The following is an 18,245-nucleotide window of genomic DNA, read 5'->3' as shown; positions in this document are numbered from 1 at the left end:
GACGTAACGTGGGCAAACGTACGGACAGCGTGACAGGCGGCATGCGGTGACGCATCTTCCGTGATGCCGTGACCCTTTCCCCGGGCTTGGCGCGCGCTGGTCCGCAGGTCCCGGTCCACACCGGTCGCACCGCAATACAGAAGGTGCCGGGCAAAAGCCGGCCGTATGACGATGCACGCAGTCATACGACCCCAGGGAGCCCTCGGTGCCTGCGCGACTCGATCAGCTCGGCATGAGCGTGCCGGTGGACCTGGCCGCCCGCGTCACCGCCTCGGCGCGGGCGACCGGGTCACGGGTGAGCCCGGACATCGACGACTGGCTCGCCGGCAAGCGGAGGCAGCCGTTCGAGAGCACCCTCATCACGCTGGACGAGCTGGTCGAACCGGCGGGATGGCGTTTCGCTCCCGGAACCGGGAACCTCGAGCATCACAGTGGCCGGTTCTTCACCGTCGAGGGAATGCACGTCAGGAGGAACCGCGGTCCCGTCAGGGAGTGGTGGCAGCCCATTCTCGTGCAACGCGACATCGCCATCCTCGGAATAATCGCCAAGGAGTTCGACGGCGTCCTGCACTTCCTGTTACAGGCCAAGATGGAACCCGGCAACGCCGACATGGTGCAGTTGTCGCCCACGGTCCAGGCCACGTCCAGCAACTACACGCGGGTGCACCGTGGAAGGCCTGCCCACTACGTCGAGTACTTCACCGAGCCGGGCAGGGGCCGGATCCTGGTCGACGTCCTCCAGTCGGAGCAGGGCGCCTGGTTCCACCTCAAGCGCAACCGGAACGTCGTCATCGAGGTCACCGACGACGTGCCCGTCGGCGAGGACTTCTGCTGGCTGACCCTCGGGCAGATCCGCCGGCTGCTCCGGCGGCGCAACGTCATCAACATGGACGCCCGGTCGGTCCTGGGGTGCCTGCCCATCGCGGCCCCGGCGAGCGGACCGGACGGCGAGGACGGGTTCGACGGCGCCCTGTGGCGCTCCGTGGAGCACGGCGGCGCGCACACGATGACGGAGGTCCTCGGCTGGTTCACCGGCCGCAAGTGCGCCGAGGAGCTGTCGGCCCGGCTGGTCCCGCTGAACTCCCTGCGGGGGTGGCGGCGGGACGCCGAAAGGATCTTCCCCGAGGAGCACGGGAACTTCAGCATCGTCGGCGTCCGGGTGCACGCCCGGACCCGCGAGGTGCACAGCTGGAAGCAGCCGCTGCTGGCGCCGCACGGCCTCGCCCTGGCGGGGCTGGTGGTCCGGCGCATCGGCGGAACGCTGCACGCGCTGGTGCGCGCCGAGGTCCTGCCGGGCCACCGGGACACGGTGGAGCTCGGCCCCACCGTGCGGTTCATGATGAGCGACCACGCCGGCACCCCGGCGGACCGGCGCCCGGAGTTCCTCGACTACCTGCTGTCGGCGCGCGAGGGCGTCCGCTACGACGTCGTCCAGTCGGAGGAGGGGGGCCGCTTCCTCCACGCCGAGACGCGCTACCTCATCGTGGAGGCCGGCGACGACTTCCCGCGGCAGGTGCCGCCGGACTTCATGTGGCTCACGGTCGGGCAGCTGCTGGCGCTGCAGCGGTACAGCTACCACCTCGGCATCGAGACCAGAACCCTGCTGTTCTGCCTGAACAACCTGTGACACCGAATCGACCAAGGAACCGGCCATGGCCATTTACGTGTGGGACTACCGGCGAGAGTACGAAGCCGAGCGAGCGGACATCCTCGACGCGGTCGACACCGTGTTCCGCTCGGGCCGGCTCGTCCTCGGCGAGAGCGTGCGGAGCTTCGAGGAGGAGTTCGCCGGCTACCACGGAATGGCGCACTGCGTCGGGGTCGACAACGGCACCAACGCGGTCAAGATCGCCCTGCAGGCGCTCGGAGTCGGCCCGGGCGACGAGGTCATCACCGTGCCCAACACCGCGGCGCCGACCGTGCTGGCCATCGACGCCGTGGGCGCCACCCCCGTCTTCGTCGACGTGGACCCCGGCACCTATCTCATGGACACCGGCCAGGTGGCCGACGCGATCACCCCCCGGACCAGATGCCTGCTCCCGGTGCACCTGTACGGCCAGTGCGTGGATCTGGCCCCGCTCGAACGGCTGGCGGCGCGCCACGGCCTGCGGATCGTCGAGGACTGCGCCCAGGCGCACGGGGCGCGCCGCGACGGCCGGCTCGCCGGGACGGTCGGGGACGCGGCCGCCTTCTCCTTCTACCCCACCAAGGTCCTCGGCGCGTACGGCGACGCCGGTGCCGTGCTCACCTCCGACGACCGGACGGAGCGGAACCTGCGGCGGCTGCGGTACTACGGGATGGAGGACCGCTACTACGTGGTGCGGACGCCGGGGCACAACGCGCGCCTCGACGAGGTGCACGCCGAGATCCTGCGCCGCAAGCTCCGCCGGCTGGACGACTACATCGCCGCCCGCCGTGCCGTCGCCAGGCGGTACGCCGAGGGGCTCGGGGACACCGAGCTGACCCTGCCGCAGGTGGCTCCGGGCAACGAGCACGTCTACTACGTCTACGTCGTACGCCACCGCGAGCGGGACGAGATCCTCAGGGCGCTCCGGGAGCTGGACTTCCACTTCAACATCAGCTACCCGTGGCCGGTGCACACCATGACCGGATTCGCCCACCTGGGGCACGCCACCGGCGACTTCCCGGTGACCGAGGCCGCCGCCGACGAGATCTTCTCGCTCCCGATGTATCCGTCGCTGCCGCAGGACCTCCAGGACCGGGTCATCACCGCCCTCCGTAAGATCCTCGCCCGCGGCTGACGCCCGCGTCCTGGTGCGGCCGCACCATGCCGGCCGCACCAGGAGGGGCGTACCAGGACGGGCGTGCCGCGCTCGGCGGCCTGCTCAGGACTTGACGCCGACGAGGAGGCCGGGGCGGCCACGGCCGGTCTCGAGGAACTCGACAGAGGCGACGCCCGCCTCGGCGAAGGCCGTCTCGTACTCCTGCCGGGTGAACAACGACAGGACGTGCAGGTCGGTGAAGTGGCGGATGCCCGATTCGGAGTCGGCCACCAGGTAGTGCACCGTCATGCGGTGGGCCCGGCCCTCCACCACGGCGTGGGAGAGCCGGGAGATGGTCTGCCCGTCGACCGTGACGACGTCACCGAGAACCTGACCGGACAGCGCGTTCTCCGGGGAGTACCAGGGCTCGACGACGATGACCCCGCCCGGGTTGAGATGCCGGCCGAAGCAGCGCAGCGCCGCGTTGAGCTGCCCGGCGTCGCCCAGATAGCCGATCGAGCTGAACAGGCAGGTGATCGCGTCGAACCGCCGGCCGAGCCGGAAGTCCTTCATGTCGCCCCGGTGCAGCGGCACCCCCGGCAGCCTCCGGCGGGCGATCCTGAGCATGTCGTCGGCCAGGTCGACGCCCTCCACGTGCTCGAACGCCTCGGCGAAGCAGCGCAGGTTCCGCCCGGTGCCGCAGGCCACGTCCAGCAGCGTGGTGGCGGCGGCGTTGCGTTCCCGGATGCAGTCGACCAGCATCCGGGAGTCGTCCTCGTACGCCCTGCCGCGCCCCTCGTAGAAGGCGTCGTACACCTCGGCGTGCCGGTAGATCGGCGGGAGCTCGGCCATGGTCACAGCACCCGCACGTCGGGCACGTACAGGATCCACCGGCCGCCGGCCGCACGGAACCACTGTTCCTTCGCCATGATCTCCTCGGCGTGGTTCCAGGCGAAGAGCAGCGCGTAGTCCGGATCGGCGGCGGCGAAGGCGTCCGGCGGCCTGACCGGGATGTGCATCCCGGGGGTCAGCCGGTTCTGCTTGGCGGGGGTCGTGTCGCACACGAAGGAGACCAGATCGGGTCCTATGCCGCAGAAGTTGGTGACCGTCGCGCTCTTGGCGGTCGCGCCGTAGCCGACGACGGTCCTGCCGTCGTCGCGCAGGGAGCGCAGCAGGCCGACCAGGTCGTCGCGGATGCGGGTCACCGAGGACGCGAAGCCCCGCAGCGTCTCGGGCTCCGTCAGGCCCTGGACCCTCTCCCGGTCCAGCAGCCGGGCCACCGAGGGGGCCGGCCGCCGGGCACCGGCGCGGGCGAGCGTGTAACGGACCTCCCCGCCGTGCACGGGCAGCCGCCGCACGTCCACCAGCTCGAACCCGAACCGTTCGGCCATCGCCTGCACGGACCGGACCGAGAACAGGTAGAAGTGCTCGTCGTAGATCTGGTCGAAGGAGGTCTTCTCGATGATGTCCCCCAGGTAGGGGTCCTCGAAGACGAAGACGCCGCCCGGGCTCAGCAGCGCGTCCACACCGCGCAGGAGCGAGTCCATGTACGGGATGTGGCAGATGGTGTTCGCCGAGTAGATCACGTCGGCGGGTCCCTCGGTCTCGCGGACGGCGACCGCGGTCGACTCCTCGAAGAAGTCGCCGCGCACGCGCACTCCCTGTTCCCGCGCCAGCGCCGCCACCCCGCCGGAGGGCTCGAATCCCAGATGGCGGATTCCGGCCTCGGCGACCGTGCGCAGCAGCACCCCGTCGTTGCAGCCGATCTCGACGAAGAACGGATCCGCGGCGGTGAGCTCGGTCTCCACGAGGCTCAGGGCGGTCCGGGTGAAGTGCTCCCGCATCACCGACGACCCGGACGAGTGGTACGGGTAGCCCTCGTGGAACATGCGCTCGCGCGGCACCTCCTCGGTCAGCTGGACCATCGTGCACGACGCGCAGCGTCCGACGGCGAGCCGGTAGAAGAACTCCGCGTCGACATCGGCCGGGCGCAGGAACGCGTCGGAGAGCGGCTGACGCCCGAGATCAAGGAATTCCTCGACCAGTCCGCCGCAGATTCGGCATTCGATCACCGGCTCCTCCATCTCTCCGCCGGCACCGGCCGGCCGCTCGTGAACGCGGGTCCGGAGCCCGTGCCCAGCCTGTCCCGCGCACGGGCGGCGGCGCATCTTCGGTGATGCCGTGACCCTTTCGCCGGGCTCGGCCCGCGCCGGTCCGCAGGTTCTGGTCCGTATCGGTCGCGCCGCAATGCGGACCGCAATACAGAAGGTGCCGCGCAAAACCCGGTCGTACGACGATGCACGCAGTCATCCGACCCCAGGGAGCCGCAACGGCACGGCCACCACCTCGGCATCGAGACCAGAACCCCGCTCTTCTGCCTGAACAACTGCGACCCGACGACATGTTGGAAGGCATCATGGACATCGCTGAGTGCACCGAGTGCCGCATCTGCGGCAACCGCGCCCTGCTGCCCGTGCTCGACCTGGGAACCCAGGCGCTGACCGGCATCTTCCCCGGCAGCCCGGACGAGGTGGTGCCGGCTGCTCCGCTGGAGCTCGTCAAGTGCTCCCCGGACGGCTGCGGGCTGGTGCAGCTGCGGCACACCGCCGACCTGTCGCTCATGTACGGCGACCGCTACGGGTACCGCTCGGGCATCCGGCCGTTCATGATCAACCATCTCCACGGCAAGGTCGCCAGGCTCACCGGCATGGTCGATCTCGACTCCACCGACCTGGTCGTCGACATCGGCAGCAACGACTCCACCCTGCTGCAGGGGTACCCGGCCGACGGTCCCACGCTGGTGGGCGTCGATCCGACGGGGGAGAAGTGGCGCCGCTACTACCCCGACCACATCGAGCTGATCCCGGACTTCTTCTCCCGGGAGGTCTTCGCCGAGCGGTACGGCGACCGCAAGGCCAAGATCGTCACCTCGATCGCGATGTTCTACGACCTGCCCGACCCGACCGGGTTCATGGCCGACGTGCGCGACATCCTCACCGACGACGGCGTGTGGCTGATCGAGATGAGCTATCTGGGCTCCATGCTGGAGGTGCTGGCCTATGACGCGGTGTGCCACGAGCACCTGGAGTACTACGCGCTGAGCCAGATCGAGTGGATGGCCGAACGGGTCGGTCTCACCGTGTCGACGGCCGAGATCACCCAGGTGAACGGCGGCAGCCTGTGCGTCACCCTGGTCAAGGACCCCACCCGGCACAAGGTCGACACCGCCGGGATCGACCGGATCCGCCGGCGGGAGGCCGAGATGGAACTGGACACCATGGCCCCGTACGAGGACTTCGCCCGGCGCGTCCGCGAGCACCGCGGCGAGCTGCGCGCGTTCCTGGACGACTCGCGCGCCGCCGGGAAGCTGACCCTGGGGTACGGGGCGTCGACCAAGGGCAACGTGGTCCTGCAGTACTGCGGGATCGGCCCCGACGACCTGCCGTGCATCGGCGAGGTCAGCCCGGAGAAGCACGGCTGCTTCACTCCCGGGAGCGGCATTCCCATCGTCTCCGAGGAGGAGGCCAAGGCCCGCCGCCCCGACCAGTTGCTGGTGCTCCCGTGGGTGCACCGCGCCGGATTCGTCGAACGGGAGCAGGAGTTCCTGGCGGGCGGGGGGAAGATGTTCTTCCCGCTGCCGACCGTCTCCGCGGCCTGACGAGATGCGCTCCCACTCCACCGGAGACACAGCGGCGATGTACGAGACTCGGCGCCGAGGACAGCTCGGCCATGACGGCGTGGGCCACCGGCCCGACCGGCGGCAACGGGAGCGCGGATCGGTGGGCGGGCTGCGCTTCGGGGTGATCGGCTGCTCGGCGTTCGGCGCGCGCAGCATGCTGCCCGTCATCCGCGACAACCCCGCCACGCTCCTGGCCGCCGTCGCCAGCCGGGACCGTGCCAAGGCGGAGTCCTTCGCCGGGAGGTTCGGCTGCGACGCCGTGGCGGGTTACGAGAACCTGCTGGCCCGCGACGACATCGAGGCCGTCTACATCGCGCTGCCCAACGCCCTGCATTACGAGATGGCGCTGGCGGCGCTGGAATGCGGCAAGCACGTCCTGGCGGAGAAACCCCTGACCACCACGGTCCGGGACACCGCCGAACTGATCCGGGTGGCGGCCGCCCGCGGCCTGGTGCTGCGGGAGAACTACGGTTTCGTGCACCACGGTCAGAACCGGCGGGTGCGCTCCCTGGTGCAGGAGGGCCGCATCGGCCGGCTCCGGCACTTCGAAAGCTCCTTCTGCTTTCCGCCCCTGCCCGAGGACGACATCCGGTACCGGCCCGATCTGGGCGGCGGCGCTCTGCTCGATGTCGGCGTCTATCCGGTGCGGGCGATGCAGTACTTCCTCGGCGACGACCTGACCGTCGCGGGCGCCGTGCTGCGGTGCGACCCGGCTTCCGGCGTGGACGTCTCGGGCGGCTTCATCGCGCACGCTCCGGACGGCGTGATCGCCACGGGCGGCTTCGGTTTCGAGCACGGCTTCGGCTCCCGCTACCGGCTCTGGGGCAGCACCGGCCAGCTCATCGTCGAGCGGGCCTTCACCCCGCCGCCCTGGCACGCTCCAACCCTGCGCATAGTGTCGCAGGACCATGTGGAGGAGATCACCCTGCCCGCCGAGCACCAGCTCAGCGCGGGGGTGAGCGCCTTCGCGGCCGCGGTCGACGCCGCTCGCGTGCACGGCCGCGACCCGCACCATGAGGAATGGTCGGCGACGGCCATCCGTACCGCCGCACTGGTCGCCCGCATCAGGGAGACCGCCCTCTGGATCTAGGCCCCGCTCGGGCGGACGAGGTCGTCCGCCCGAGCGGGACGACGTCGGCCGGTCGACGGGATCGGTGGGCGTCGAGCCCCGTCGCAGACCGGGATCAGCACGTCGCCGACGCCAGCCGGGCGGCGGTGCAGGCGCGCACCTCGGTGATGACCCGGTCGACGTCGGCGTCGGAGAGCGACTGGTGGATCGGCAGGAGCAGCGTCCTGTCCGCGGCGGCCTCGGCCCGCGGCAGCACGGCGTCCGAACCGTACGCGCCGACCTGGTGCATCAGGGGGTAGCGGAAGGTGGTGTAGATGCCGCGCTCGAAGAGGTCGCGCGCGACCTGGTCGCGGATGCCGTTCTCGAACTGCACCCAGTACATGAAGTACGAGGACGTGTGGCCGGCGGGCAGCGGCGGCGGCAGGCGCAGACCGGCCACGTCGGCCAGGCCCTCGTCGTAGGCCCGCGCGACCTCGCGACGGCGGGCGACGAACTCCTCCAGCCGGCTCAGCTGGACGAGGCCGATGGCCGAGAGCACGTCGTTGGTGGTCGACCGGCCCGTGAACGACACGACGTCGTAGTCCCACCAGCGGGTCCGTGAACGCAGCGCCTGGTCGTAGCCGCTGTGGAAGTGCCCCGTCGAGCCGGACCGGCCGGGTGCGCGCTGTTCCAGGCCGAGGTAGGCGATCTTGGGCGCCCGGGCGGCGAGCTCCGGGTCACGGACGTACAGCATGCCGCCGTCCACCGTGACCACGATCTTGGCGTGGTCGAAACTCCACAGGCCCATGTCGCCGAACGTGCCGCAGGCGCGTCCGTGCACGGTCGAGGCGATGGCCAGCGCGGCGTCCTCGACCAGGTGGATCCCGCGGTCGCGGCACAACTCGGCGATCTCGGCGACCGCGCCGGGATGACCGCCGTAGTGCAGGACGACCACGGCCTTGGTGCGCTCGGTCAGCACCGCCTCGACGTCGGCCACGGTCGGGTTGAGCGTGGCCTCGTCGACGTCGCAGAAGACCGGCCGCGCGCCGCGCCCGGCGATCGCGTTGCCGGCCGCCACGAAACTCACCGTCGGCAGCACGACCTCGTCACCGGGGCCGACGCCGAGCAGTTCGAAGGCGATGAACGTGGCCGAGCTGCACGAGTTCGTCGCCGTGACGTGCTCGCGGCCGACGCCGAGGTGCCGCGCGAACGCCTCCTCGAACGCGCCGGTGCGGGGACCGCGGCCGACCCAGTTGCTCTCGAACACCTCCCGCACCGCCGCGAGCTCGCGCTCGCCGAGCGAGGGCTGCACGACGTTGATCATGTGGTCCATCGGGGCTCCTCGGCGTTGCTCGAACGCGGGACGGCGCGACCGCAGCGCATGCGGCGGGCCGCCCCGGCGGTGGATCGGTGCAGGCGAGTCGTCAGCCATACGCTCGCATCGGCGCGCAGGCCGCGCATCGTGCAGATTGCGGCGCTGCCCGCTCTGCCCGCCGACCGCGGCATGACCACCACCGGCGCCGGGCGGGCGGCCGGGCTATGACGTCGCCCGCTCGTGCATGAGCAGCAGGAGATAGGCGGCCGTGGTGGAGTCGTCGCGTATGCCGCCCGTCCGTATCAGCCGCTCGAACTCCGCCCGCGAGACCCAGCGGTGGCGCATGTCCTGCTCCTCGTGCTCGCGCCGCGGCACTCCCGGGCTCAGGTCGGTGGCCAGGAACACGGTGAACGCCTGGCCGCTGGCGCCGTGCCAGCCGTAGAGCCTGCCGAGCGGAGTCCACGACGCCGCGCTCATGCCGGTCTCCTCGGCCAGCTCGGCGCGGCCCAGCTCCTCCGCGGTGCCGGTGCGGCCGGCCGGGAAGCAGCCCTGGGGGAACTCCCAGTACCGCCCTTTGATCGGGTACCGGTACTGCTCCACCATGTGGAACCCGCCGCGCTCGGCGGCGATCACCACGACGTAGTCGGGCCGGTCGACCACCGAGTAGATGCCGCGGGTGCCGTCCGGGCGTTCCACGACGTCCTCGCGCAGCGACAGCCACGGATTGCGGTAGACCTCGCGGGAGGAGACCGTCCGGATGACGCCGGGCACGGACTCAGCGGGCTCGGCCATACCAACCACCACCGTTCCTCGCTCCCTGATCGCCGCCGTCAACGGTAACGACGCCGTGGACGGCCGCCCCACTCCGCCAGTGCTGGATTCCCCGGCGCCGGCCGCGGCGGCGCACGCGGAGCGCTCCAAACCGCCGCCCGAGACCAGGCAACGGAAGAGATGTGCGCGCCGGTCGGCCCTGCGATGGTGATGAGGCCGATTGTGGGAGGTCTCAGTGTTGCCGACTGCCACTCCGACCCAGAATCTCCCTGATGGGACCGGTGCCGACCGGGAAACGGCGCGCCGTGCGGTGTTCCTCTACCAGGACGGCGTGCTGCTCTCCTCGACCGTCCGCGCACTCGACGCTCTGGGACTGCTGGACCCGGCCGGACGGCCCGACCGGCCGGGCAACGGTTATCTCCGCGTCGCCTGGCGCTCCCTGGCCGGTGTCGGCTGGCTGGACGAATCGACCCGGGCGTGGACCGACGAGGGCCGGGCCGCGATGCGCCACCGCGAGCGATACGTGGCCGCCGGGCGTTTCCTCGGCCGCTTCGCCGACAACGCCCCGGACTCGTGGGCCCGTCCCTGGAGCGCCGCCACCGAGAAGGAGTTCTCGGAGTTACTGGACGCCCACGAGCGCTGGCGGTCCGGCGCCGACCCCTCCGACGTGGTCACCGCGCACCTCGACGGCGCACTCGCCGTCCCCGCCCTGCTGTCGCTGCGCGGCACCGGGCGGCTCCAGCGGCCGGAGGGCGATGCCGCGAGGCTGCTGTCCCTCCTCGGCTGGCTGGACGGCGACGGCTCCTGGACCCCGTTCGGGCGCGCCGGGCTCGCGATGGTCGACCACATGGGCATGGTGGGCTCCTACCTGCCCATGCTCGCCCGGCTCGAGCGGCTCTGCCGGGGGGAGCTGCTCGTCGAACCCGGCGACGGCGAATGGCACTGCGAGCGCCGGCTCAACGTGCAGGCCAGCGCCGCCGCCCATCGGCGCTATTTCGCCGACGCGGACCCGGTGTTCACGGAGATCTTCAGCCGTACGCCGCGCCCCTCCTTCATCGCCGACATGGGCTGCGGCGACGGCAGCTGGCTGGCCCACCTCCACGGCCTGCTGGGGGACGGCGTCCGCTATGTCGGCATCGACGCCAGCCGGGTGGCGCTCGACCACGCGCGCGAGGTGCTCCAGGCGGCCGGGGTGCGCGATCCGCTGCTGCTCCAGGGCGACATCGGCGACCCCGACGCGCTGCGCGAACAGCTCGCCGCGCACGGCCTGGCGATCGAGGACGGACTGCACATCCGCGCGTTCCTCGATCATGATCGCCGCTATCTCGGCGGCGACCCGCGCCCCGACCTCCCCGGCTGGTCCACCGGCGCCTACATCGCCCCCGACGGCCGTCCGCTGGAGGCCGCCGAGGTGGAGGCCGACCTCGTCGAGCACCTCCGGAGATGGGTGCCCCACGTGCGCAGGCACGGACTCGTCGTCCTCGAGGCGCACTGCGTGGCGCCGCACGTGACGCGGCGCCACCTCGGAGCCCTGCACTCGGTGGCCTTCGACGCCTATCACGGCCTCTCCCACCAGTACCCGGTCGAGCACTCCGCCTTCATGCGGTGCTGCCGGATCGCCGGGCTGCAGCCCGTCAGCCACCTCGAGCGCCGCTACCCGACCACCCGGCCGTTCGTCGCGGTGTCCCTCAACCGCCTGATACCCGTACGGCCGGCGCCGCGGCGCATCCAGACCGAACGCCTCGACACCTGGCGGCCGGACCCGGGGACCGACCGGACCGACGGCGAGGATCTGCACCGTCTCCTCTTCACCGAGGGCGACGTCGCTCATCCGCGCCAGTGGTGTTCCGGCGCCACCGGCATCGTGGTCCGCGACGCGCTGCACGCCATCGAGGCCCGCATCGAGAACGCCGGGCGCGGCGACACCGTCCGGGTGCTCGACTACGGCGCCGGCACCGGCCTGGCCTCGATCGAGCTGATCAAAGCCTGCGTCGCGCACGATGTCGAACGGCGTCTCGCCGACCGCGGCGCCACCTTCGAGCTGCACCTGGTCGACATCCCGACGAGCTGGTTCGCCCAGGGGTACGAACTGCTGCGCGAGCATCCCTGGACGCGTTTCCACGCGCTCCGCACCGGCGGCGCGTTCCGTCCGCTGATCGACGTGATGGCGGGCGAGCAGGTCGACGTGGTGCTGGCCAACATGGTGTTCCACCTGCTGACCGACGGGGCCATGCGGCACGCCGCGGACTCCATCGCCGGCGTCCTGCGGCCCGGTGGCCTGCTCTCCTTCAGCTCGCCCGACCTGGGTCCGGCCGGCGCCCACTCGCTGCTCTTCCACGACCCCAACCGGCTGCTGCGCGAACACTGGCTGGCCGCGCTCGACTCGGCCGAGCCGCACTCCCTGGCGCCGCCGCTGCGGGACGCGGTGGCGCGCGTGCGGCCCGCCGAGCGGGCGAGCGCCCAGCGGCGCGCCGACCGGCGGATCCTGCCCACCCCGCAGACCAGGACGTCCGTGGCGGCGGCCCTGGCGCCGTACTTCCACGGCACCGTCGAACGGCGCACCTACGAGCTTTTGGCGGAGGAGAGCCTGATGACCGCGCTCGTCCCCGCCAACCAGGCCGAATATCTCGCCGAGATCGCCGACCGGGGCCTTCGCGAGGCCGTCATCCGCCACCTCATGCGCGAACACGTGCTCCCCGAGCTGATGCGCGGGCCGGCGGGAACCGCGCTCGGGCTCAACATCGAATGGACGATCGGCAGATATGAGCGGTCTCTATGACGGCGCACCCGAAGATCTCTGAGAAGGGGGCCTGAATGCTGCAAGAAGCGACACAAAGGGATGTCTCGGCGACCACGCCCGTTCGCCTCGATTCGCTGGCCGGAATGCGGTTCATCGCCGGCCTCCTGGTGTTCCTCACCCATGCCCTGATCGGATCGGCGCTGTTCGCCTCGAACTTCCAGATGGAGTACATGGGGCTCATCATCCAGGGCGGCTGGGCCGCGCTCGTCTACTTCTTCGTGCTGAGCGGCTTCGTCATGACCTGGGCGCGGCGGCCGTCGGACACCGCCGGCACGTTCTGGCGGCGCCGCGCCTTCCGGGTCTTCCCGAACTACCTGGTCACGCTCGTCGCCTACATCGCCGTGCTCGGCCTGGTGCTGCACATCCCCATCCAGGGCAGGACCGTGCTGGTGCACCTGCTGGCCCTGCAGTCCTTCGTCCCCGACCTGGAGAACCGGATCGCCTTCAACCCGCCGGCGTGGTCGCTGTCCGCCGAGCTGTTCTTCTACCTCTGCTTCCCGGTCCTCATCCGCCTGGTCGACCGGATCAGGCCCGAGCGGCTGTGGGCCTGGGCGGGCGGCGTGGTGGCGGCCTGCTTCGTCACGCCGCTGCTGGCCCCGGTGCTGCTGCCGCCGTCGAAGCCGATCGAGGGCCTCGGCTGGCCGGAGCTGGAGATGTGGGTGATCCAGCAGTTCCCGCCGATCCGGATGCTGGAGTTCGTCCTGGGCATGATCCTGGCCAAGATCGTCATGTCCGGCCGGCGGATACCGCTGAACTTCGGCGCCGCGGTGGGAATCTTCGTGGCGGTCTACGCCGTTTCGCCGCTGATTCCGGAAAGGCTGAACATGGCGGCGATCCACGTCGTCCCGATCGGCCTCATCATCCTCACGGCGGCCTCCCGGGACAGCCGGGGACGCAGTCCCGGCTGGCTGGGCAGCCGCCTGATGGTCAAGCTCGGGGATCTGTCCTTCGCCTTCTACATCTGGCACTACATGATCGTGGTCCATGCGCGCCAGTGGCTCGGTACGCCCGAGGGCTGGAGCACGCCCGTCGGCTTCGCCGTTCTGGGCCTGCTTTTCGCGGCCACGCTGGCGGCGGCCTGGCTCCAGTTCACGCTGATCGAGAACCCGATGTACCGGCGCTTCGCCACCTCCCGGCGCCGGCGGACGCTGGAAGCCGCCCCGGTTCGATAACCGCAGGTGAGAGCGGGAGAGAGAATGCCCGCGGCACCGCCGACAGGCCGGTGCCGCGGGCTCGGGAATCGCGGCGGCCGGCCTGGCGCCGGTGATACTTTTCGCTGGACCGTCGTCGACTCCGGCGGGCCCGGTTCGTCGGAGAGACAGAGGGAAGCACCGATTGGAGGAGGCACTGATGGCCCAGTACGGGATCCTGGTCTACCAGCCGGCGCCGGCCGACCCGATGGAAATCCCGGCCGAGTACGAGAAGGCACTCGAGAGCTATCCCGCCCAGGTGGCGGAGCTGGGGGCCACGCCCGTCACCGGATTCGCGCTGCAGCCCAGCACCGCGGCCACCTCGGTCCGCGGTGACGTGGTCACCGACGGCCCGTTCATCGAGGCCAAGGAGGTCGTGGCCGGGTTCTTCGTCATCGAGGCGCCCAGCCCGGAGGTCGCGCTGGAGGTCGCCAAGCTCAACCCGGCCACCCAGCACGGCGGGGGCGTCGAGGTCCGGCCGCTGTTCGTCGCGCCGGACGAGTGAGAGACCGGCGGCCGTGGCCGGCCGCATGGAGGTGACGCGCACCGTCGTGAACGAGCCCTGACGCTCACCGCGGCGGGGCGCGTCGCCACCGTGACCTCCGCCCCGATGACGGCATCGGCGATGGCCTCGGCGCAGCGGTTCCCGGGAACCGCTGCGCCGAGGCCATCGCCCGTGGTCGGAAAGGCGGGCGGCCGTCGAGGTCAGGGCCGCGACCCGCGATGGTCGGCGGTCAGCTTCTCCAGCGCCGGCACGACGTCGCTCGGGGTCGGCATTCCCCTCATCTCGGTGCGCAGCCGCGCGGCGTTGGCCGCGAACGACGGGTCCTCCAGGACCAGCTTGAGGCTGTCCCGCAGGATGTCGGGGGTCAGGCTGTGCCCGTTGGCCGCATAGACACCGGCGCCGCGGCTCTCCAGCCCGTCCCCCATGGCCACCGGGCCCCACCATTTCTCGACCTTGGAGTCGTGCGGGACGATGATCTGCGGAACGGCGTTCTCCAACGCTGTGGCGAAGCTCCCCACCCCGCCGTCGTGGACGATCGCCGAGCACGTGGGCAGCAGCGAGGTGAAGGGGACGAAGTCGACGACGCGCACGTTGTCCGGTATCGCCGACGTCGATCCGAGCTGCTGGGCGTTGAAGGTCGCGATCACCTCGATGTCGAGGTCGGCCACCGCCTTGAAGAGGTCGCCGACCGAGGCCACCCCGCCGATGCCGGCGTCCCGGTGCGAGATGCCCTGCGTGATGCAGACGCGCTTGCGGGCGGGCGGCTCGTACACCCACCTCGGCGTCGTCGCCGGGCCGTTGAACGGCACACTGCGCATCGGGAGGTAGTGCACGCCGTCCGGCTGCCAGATCCACCGCGGCGTCGGGGCGATCGTCCACTGCCCGAGCACCGTCGTCTCGTCGAAGTCACGGCCGTACCGCTGCAGGATGGGCTGCAGCCAGTCCCGCAGCGGGTCGCCGACGGAGTCGAACCCGGCCGCCCGGCAGGCCGAGCGCACCTGCGCCACCCTGTCCACGCTGAGGATGAACCGGGCGTGCGCCGCGCCGACGACCTGCGCCGCCACCGCGCCGGGGAAGGCGCTGGAGTCCCAGATCACCAGGTCGGGGAGCCAGCTGCGGGCGAAGCCCACCAGATCATCGGTCATGGCGTCCGGAAAGAAGACCTGGTGCACGCCCAGGGTGAAGTCCCTGAGCTCGATGTGCGGATCGCCCCAGCCGTAGTCGCTCTGCACCGACTTCCCGGTGCGGTCCCCTCTCGGGTCGCAGGGGCCCTCCGGCGCCTCGAAGCCCGCCACCCGCTCCTGGAGCGGAGGCATTTCCGCGCCGATCGACACGCCGGGCAGCCCACAGTGCGCGATCGCCTCGGCCACCTCCGGAGGGCCGGCGACGCACACCTCATGCCCTGCGGCACGGAACGCCCACGCCAACGGCACCTGTGCATAGAGGTGGGCTTTGAAAGGATTGGTCACGAAGAGAACGCGCATGGCGCCAGTATGGTTCCGGCGCCTGTCACGGGCATCTCCAGGATTGCGCGCCCGGAGAATCGCCGGAAGGCGCGGTTCCCGCTCGGATTTCGGGCGCACCGGATGGACCTGGGCAACGGCGGAGAAGGGATCACCGCCCACCTGGCGCATGATTGTTCACGCCCATGTCGTGGCCGGAGGCGAAGGCGATGAAAGCATTGGTCTTGTCGGGCGGGTCGGGCACCCGATTGCGTCCGTTCAGCTATTCCATGCCGAAACAGCTCATTCCGATCGCCAACAAGCCGGTCCTGGAACACGTGCTGGACAACATCCGGGCGTTACGGGTGACCGAGATCGGCCTCGTCGTCGGCGACGGCGCCCCGGCGATCACCGAGGCCATCGGTGACGGCTCCCGATTCGGCGCGCGCATCACCTACATAAGACAGGATCGGCCGCGCGGCCTGGCGGACTGCGTGCGGATCGCGCGCGGTTTCCTCGGCGACGACGACTTCGTCATGTATCTCGGGGACAACGTGCTCCCCGAAGGCGTCGCGGAGGCGGCCGCCCGTTTCCGGGCCGGCCGCCCGGCGGCGCAGCTCGTGGTGCAGCGGGTGGCCGATCCGCGTCCGTTCGGGGTCGCCGAGCTGGGCGAGGACGGCACCGTACGGCGGCTGGTGGAAAAGCCCCGGCGCCCGCGCAGCGACCTGGCGCTGATCGGGGTCTACTTCTTCACCGCCGCGATCCACGAGGCGGTGGCCGCGATCGCCCCCAGCGCGCGCGGCGAACTGGAGATCACCGACGCCATCCAGTGGCTGCTCTCACACGGCGCCGAGGTCCGGGCCGACGAATACCGGGGTTACTGGAAGGACGCCGGGCGGGCCGAGGACATCCTGGAATGCAACCGGCGGCTGCTCGGCGGGCTGGCCACGGACGTCGCGGGACAGGTCGACGCCGCGAGCACGGTGGGCGACCAGGTCGTCATCGGGGAGGGCGCCCGGCTGGTGGGCTCCCGGGTGGAGGGACCGGCGATCATCGGTGCCGGCACCGTGATCGAGGACAGCCATGTGGGGCCGAACGTCGCGATCGGCCGGGACTGCGTGGTGCGCGCCGCCCGGCTGTCCGACTCGATCGTCCTGGACGGCGCCTCCATCTCGCGGGTGTCGGGGCTGTACGGCTCGATCGTCGGCCGCTGCGCCGTCATCGGACCGAGTGACCACGACGCCGCGTACCACCGCCTGGTCGTCGGGGACCACACCCGGATGGAGATAGCCGGATAGGCCGCCTGGACCGAACCTCCCCTTGACGGCGCGGCGTGACCGGAAGCTACGGTAATCACGACACAGCAATCACTCATGCCCCGGACGCTCATGCACAAGCCCGTCCCCGACGACGTGAACAGGGATGAAGACGGTTCGGTGATCGGCTCCCACTCGGCCGAGGTCCGGCACGCCGTGGCCGTCGCGCACCGGCGGGAGTGGGGCGCCCTCCTCGCCTCGACGGCGCGGGTGCTGCGTGATCTCGATCTGGCCGAGGAGTGCGTCCAGGAAGCCTACGTCTCCGCGCTCGACGCCTGGGAGCGGCACGGCGTCCCGGACAACCCCGGCGCCTGGCTGTCCACCGCGGCCCGCCGCAACGCGCTGGACGCGCTGCGGCGGGCCAAGACCCTGAAGTCCAAGCTGCACCTGCTCGTGGAGCCCGAGATGGAGTCCGACGCGCCGCAGACCGGGTCGACGCCAGGCCCGCTGATGTACGACGACCGGCTCCGGCTCATCTTCATGTGCTGTCACCCGGCACTGTCCCGGGAGGCGCAGATCGCGCTCACGATGCGACTGGTCTGCGGGGTGAGCACCGCCGACATCGCCAAGACGTTCCTGGTCACCATGCCCACGATGGCGGCCCGGATCACCAGGGCCAAGAAGAAGATCGTCGGCGCCCGCATCCCGTTCGGCGTCCCCGAGCCCGACGAGCTGCCGGAGCGGCTCAACTCCGTGCTCACCGTCATCCACCTGCTGTTCACCACCGGCCACACCGCACCGTCCGGCCGGACGCTGACCCGCGCCGATCCCGCCGAGCGCGCGCTGGACCTGGCCCGCATGCTGCACGAGCTGATGCCCGGTGAACGCGAGGTGAAGGGGCTGCTCGCGCTGCTGCTGATCACCCACGCCCGCCGGGCCACGCGGACCGACGCCCAGGGGCGCCTGCTGCTGCTGGAGGAGCAGGACCGGTCCGCCTGGGACCGGGCCGCCATCGAGGAGGGACGCCGGCTCCTCGCCGAGGCGTTGGACGGCGGGGCGGCCGGCAGGTTCACGCTGCAGGCGGCCATCGCGTCGGTGCACGCCACGGCACCGGCCTACGCCGACACCGACTGGGGACGGGTGCTCGTCCTGTACGACGAGCTGCTGAAGGTGTGGCCGTCGCCGGTGGTCGCGCTGAACCGGGCCGTGGCGATGGCGATGGCCGCCGGGCCGACGGCCGCGCTCTCGGAGGTGGAGAAGCTGGAGCGCACCGGTGAGCTGGCCGGCTACCACTATCTGCCGGCGGTCAAGGCCGACCTGCTGCGCCGTCTGGACCGGCGCCCGGAGGCCGCGGCGGCCTACCGGCAGGCGCTCGACCTGGCCGACAACGAGGCGGAGCGCGCGTTCCTGGCCTCCCGGCTCACCGAGACCGCCGGCCGCGGCTGAGCCGTCCGCCCGGCCCCTGACGGGCGCTCCACGATCGCTCATGGCGGAAACCCGAGAGCAATCGCGGAGA

At 71.1% G+C, this 18,245-nt stretch carries 14 protein-coding genes; 9 read left to right on the top strand and 5 right to left on the bottom strand.

The features are described 5' to 3' along the window. The first annotated feature begins 205 nt into the window (after nt 1-205). Nucleotides 206-1,627 (top strand): NDP-hexose 2,3-dehydratase family protein, encoded by a 1,422-nt coding sequence (locus HNR21_RS33090; RefSeq protein ID WP_182708211.1) that lies wholly within the window; start codon nt 206-208, stop codon nt 1,625-1,627. A 25-nt stretch (nt 1,628-1,652) separates the two neighbouring features. Next, entirely contained in the window at nt 1,653-2,762 is a 1,110-nt protein-coding gene (locus HNR21_RS33085) for a DegT/DnrJ/EryC1/StrS family aminotransferase (RefSeq protein ID WP_182708210.1), read from the top strand. Nucleotides 2,763-2,846: 84 nt separating this feature from the next. Here HNR21_RS33085 and HNR21_RS33080 read toward each other — a convergent pair whose 3' ends face one another. Further along, nucleotides 2,847-3,575, bottom strand: coding sequence for a class I SAM-dependent DNA methyltransferase (locus tag HNR21_RS33080; protein ID WP_182708209.1), 729 nt, complete (start codon nt 3,573-3,575; stop codon nt 2,847-2,849). A 2-nt stretch (nt 3,576-3,577) separates the two neighbouring features. Then, a complete protein-coding gene (locus HNR21_RS33075; protein WP_182708208.1) occupies nt 3,578-4,807 on the bottom strand; it encodes a class I SAM-dependent methyltransferase in 1,230 nt (409 codons plus the stop codon). A gap of 332 nt (nt 4,808-5,139) precedes the next feature. On the opposite strand from HNR21_RS33075, the gene HNR21_RS33070 reads away from it, so the two are divergent. Both HNR21_RS33070 and HNR21_RS33065 read left to right on the top strand, forming a co-directional pair. Next, entirely contained in the window at nt 5,140-6,381 is a 1,242-nt protein-coding gene (locus HNR21_RS33070) for a class I SAM-dependent methyltransferase (protein ID WP_182708207.1), read from the top strand. A 37-nt stretch (nt 6,382-6,418) separates the two neighbouring features. Then, nucleotides 6,419-7,492 (top strand): Gfo/Idh/MocA family protein, encoded by a 1,074-nt coding sequence (locus tag HNR21_RS33065; RefSeq protein ID WP_182708206.1) that lies wholly within the window; start codon nt 6,419-6,421, stop codon nt 7,490-7,492. Between the two features lie 94 nt (nt 7,493-7,586). Here HNR21_RS33065 and HNR21_RS33060 read toward each other — a convergent pair whose 3' ends face one another. Continuing rightward, nucleotides 7,587-8,783, bottom strand: coding sequence for a DegT/DnrJ/EryC1/StrS family aminotransferase (locus tag HNR21_RS33060; protein WP_182708205.1), 1,197 nt, complete (start codon nt 8,781-8,783; stop codon nt 7,587-7,589). Between the two features lie 204 nt (nt 8,784-8,987). Further along, nucleotides 8,988-9,557, bottom strand: coding sequence for an NUDIX domain-containing protein (locus tag HNR21_RS33055; protein WP_198679509.1), 570 nt, complete (start codon nt 9,555-9,557; stop codon nt 8,988-8,990). Nucleotides 9,558-9,846: 289 nt separating this feature from the next. Here HNR21_RS33055 and HNR21_RS33050 point away from each other — a divergent pair, with 289 nt between their 5' ends. The 3 genes from HNR21_RS33050 to HNR21_RS33040 all read left to right on the top strand — a co-directional run bounded on the left by HNR21_RS33050 (nt 9,847) and on the right by HNR21_RS33040 (nt 14,031). Next, on the top strand, nt 9,847-12,315 hold the full coding sequence (locus tag HNR21_RS33050; RefSeq protein ID WP_220500390.1) for a class I SAM-dependent methyltransferase: 2,469 nt from the start codon (nt 9,847-9,849) through the stop codon (nt 12,313-12,315). 104 nt (nt 12,316-12,419) lie between these two features. Beyond that, nucleotides 12,420-13,508, top strand: a complete 1,089-nt coding sequence (locus tag HNR21_RS33045) for an acyltransferase family protein (RefSeq protein WP_182708203.1) — start codon at nt 12,420-12,422, stop codon at nt 13,506-13,508. Between the two features lie 178 nt (nt 13,509-13,686). Then, nucleotides 13,687-14,031, top strand: a complete 345-nt coding sequence (locus HNR21_RS33040; RefSeq protein WP_182708202.1) for a YciI family protein — start codon at nt 13,687-13,689, stop codon at nt 14,029-14,031. A gap of 200 nt (nt 14,032-14,231) precedes the next feature. On the opposite strand, the gene HNR21_RS33035 is transcribed toward HNR21_RS33040, so the two are convergent. Next, entirely contained in the window at nt 14,232-15,515 is a 1,284-nt protein-coding gene (locus tag HNR21_RS33035; protein WP_182708201.1) for an activator-dependent family glycosyltransferase, read from the bottom strand. 164 nt (nt 15,516-15,679) lie between these two features. Between HNR21_RS33035 and HNR21_RS33030 the strand changes: the two genes are divergently transcribed. Both HNR21_RS33030 and HNR21_RS33025 read left to right on the top strand, forming a co-directional pair. After that, entirely contained in the window at nt 15,680-16,771 is a 1,092-nt protein-coding gene (locus HNR21_RS33030) for a glucose-1-phosphate thymidylyltransferase (protein WP_312881490.1), read from the top strand. Between the two features lie 75 nt (nt 16,772-16,846). After that, complete coding sequence (locus HNR21_RS33025) at nt 16,847-18,175, top strand: RNA polymerase sigma factor (protein WP_246442418.1); 1,329 nt, start codon at nt 16,847-16,849, stop codon at nt 18,173-18,175. Nucleotides 18,176-18,245: the final 70 nt, after the last annotated feature.

It is taken from the genome of Thermomonospora cellulosilytica (assembly GCF_014138835.1).
Taxonomy (GTDB): domain Bacteria; phylum Actinomycetota; class Actinomycetes; order Streptosporangiales; family Streptosporangiaceae; genus Thermomonospora; species Thermomonospora amylolytica.
The sequence above is the reverse complement of the archived record's forward strand: the minus strand, read 5'-3'. Positions and strand labels throughout refer to the sequence as shown.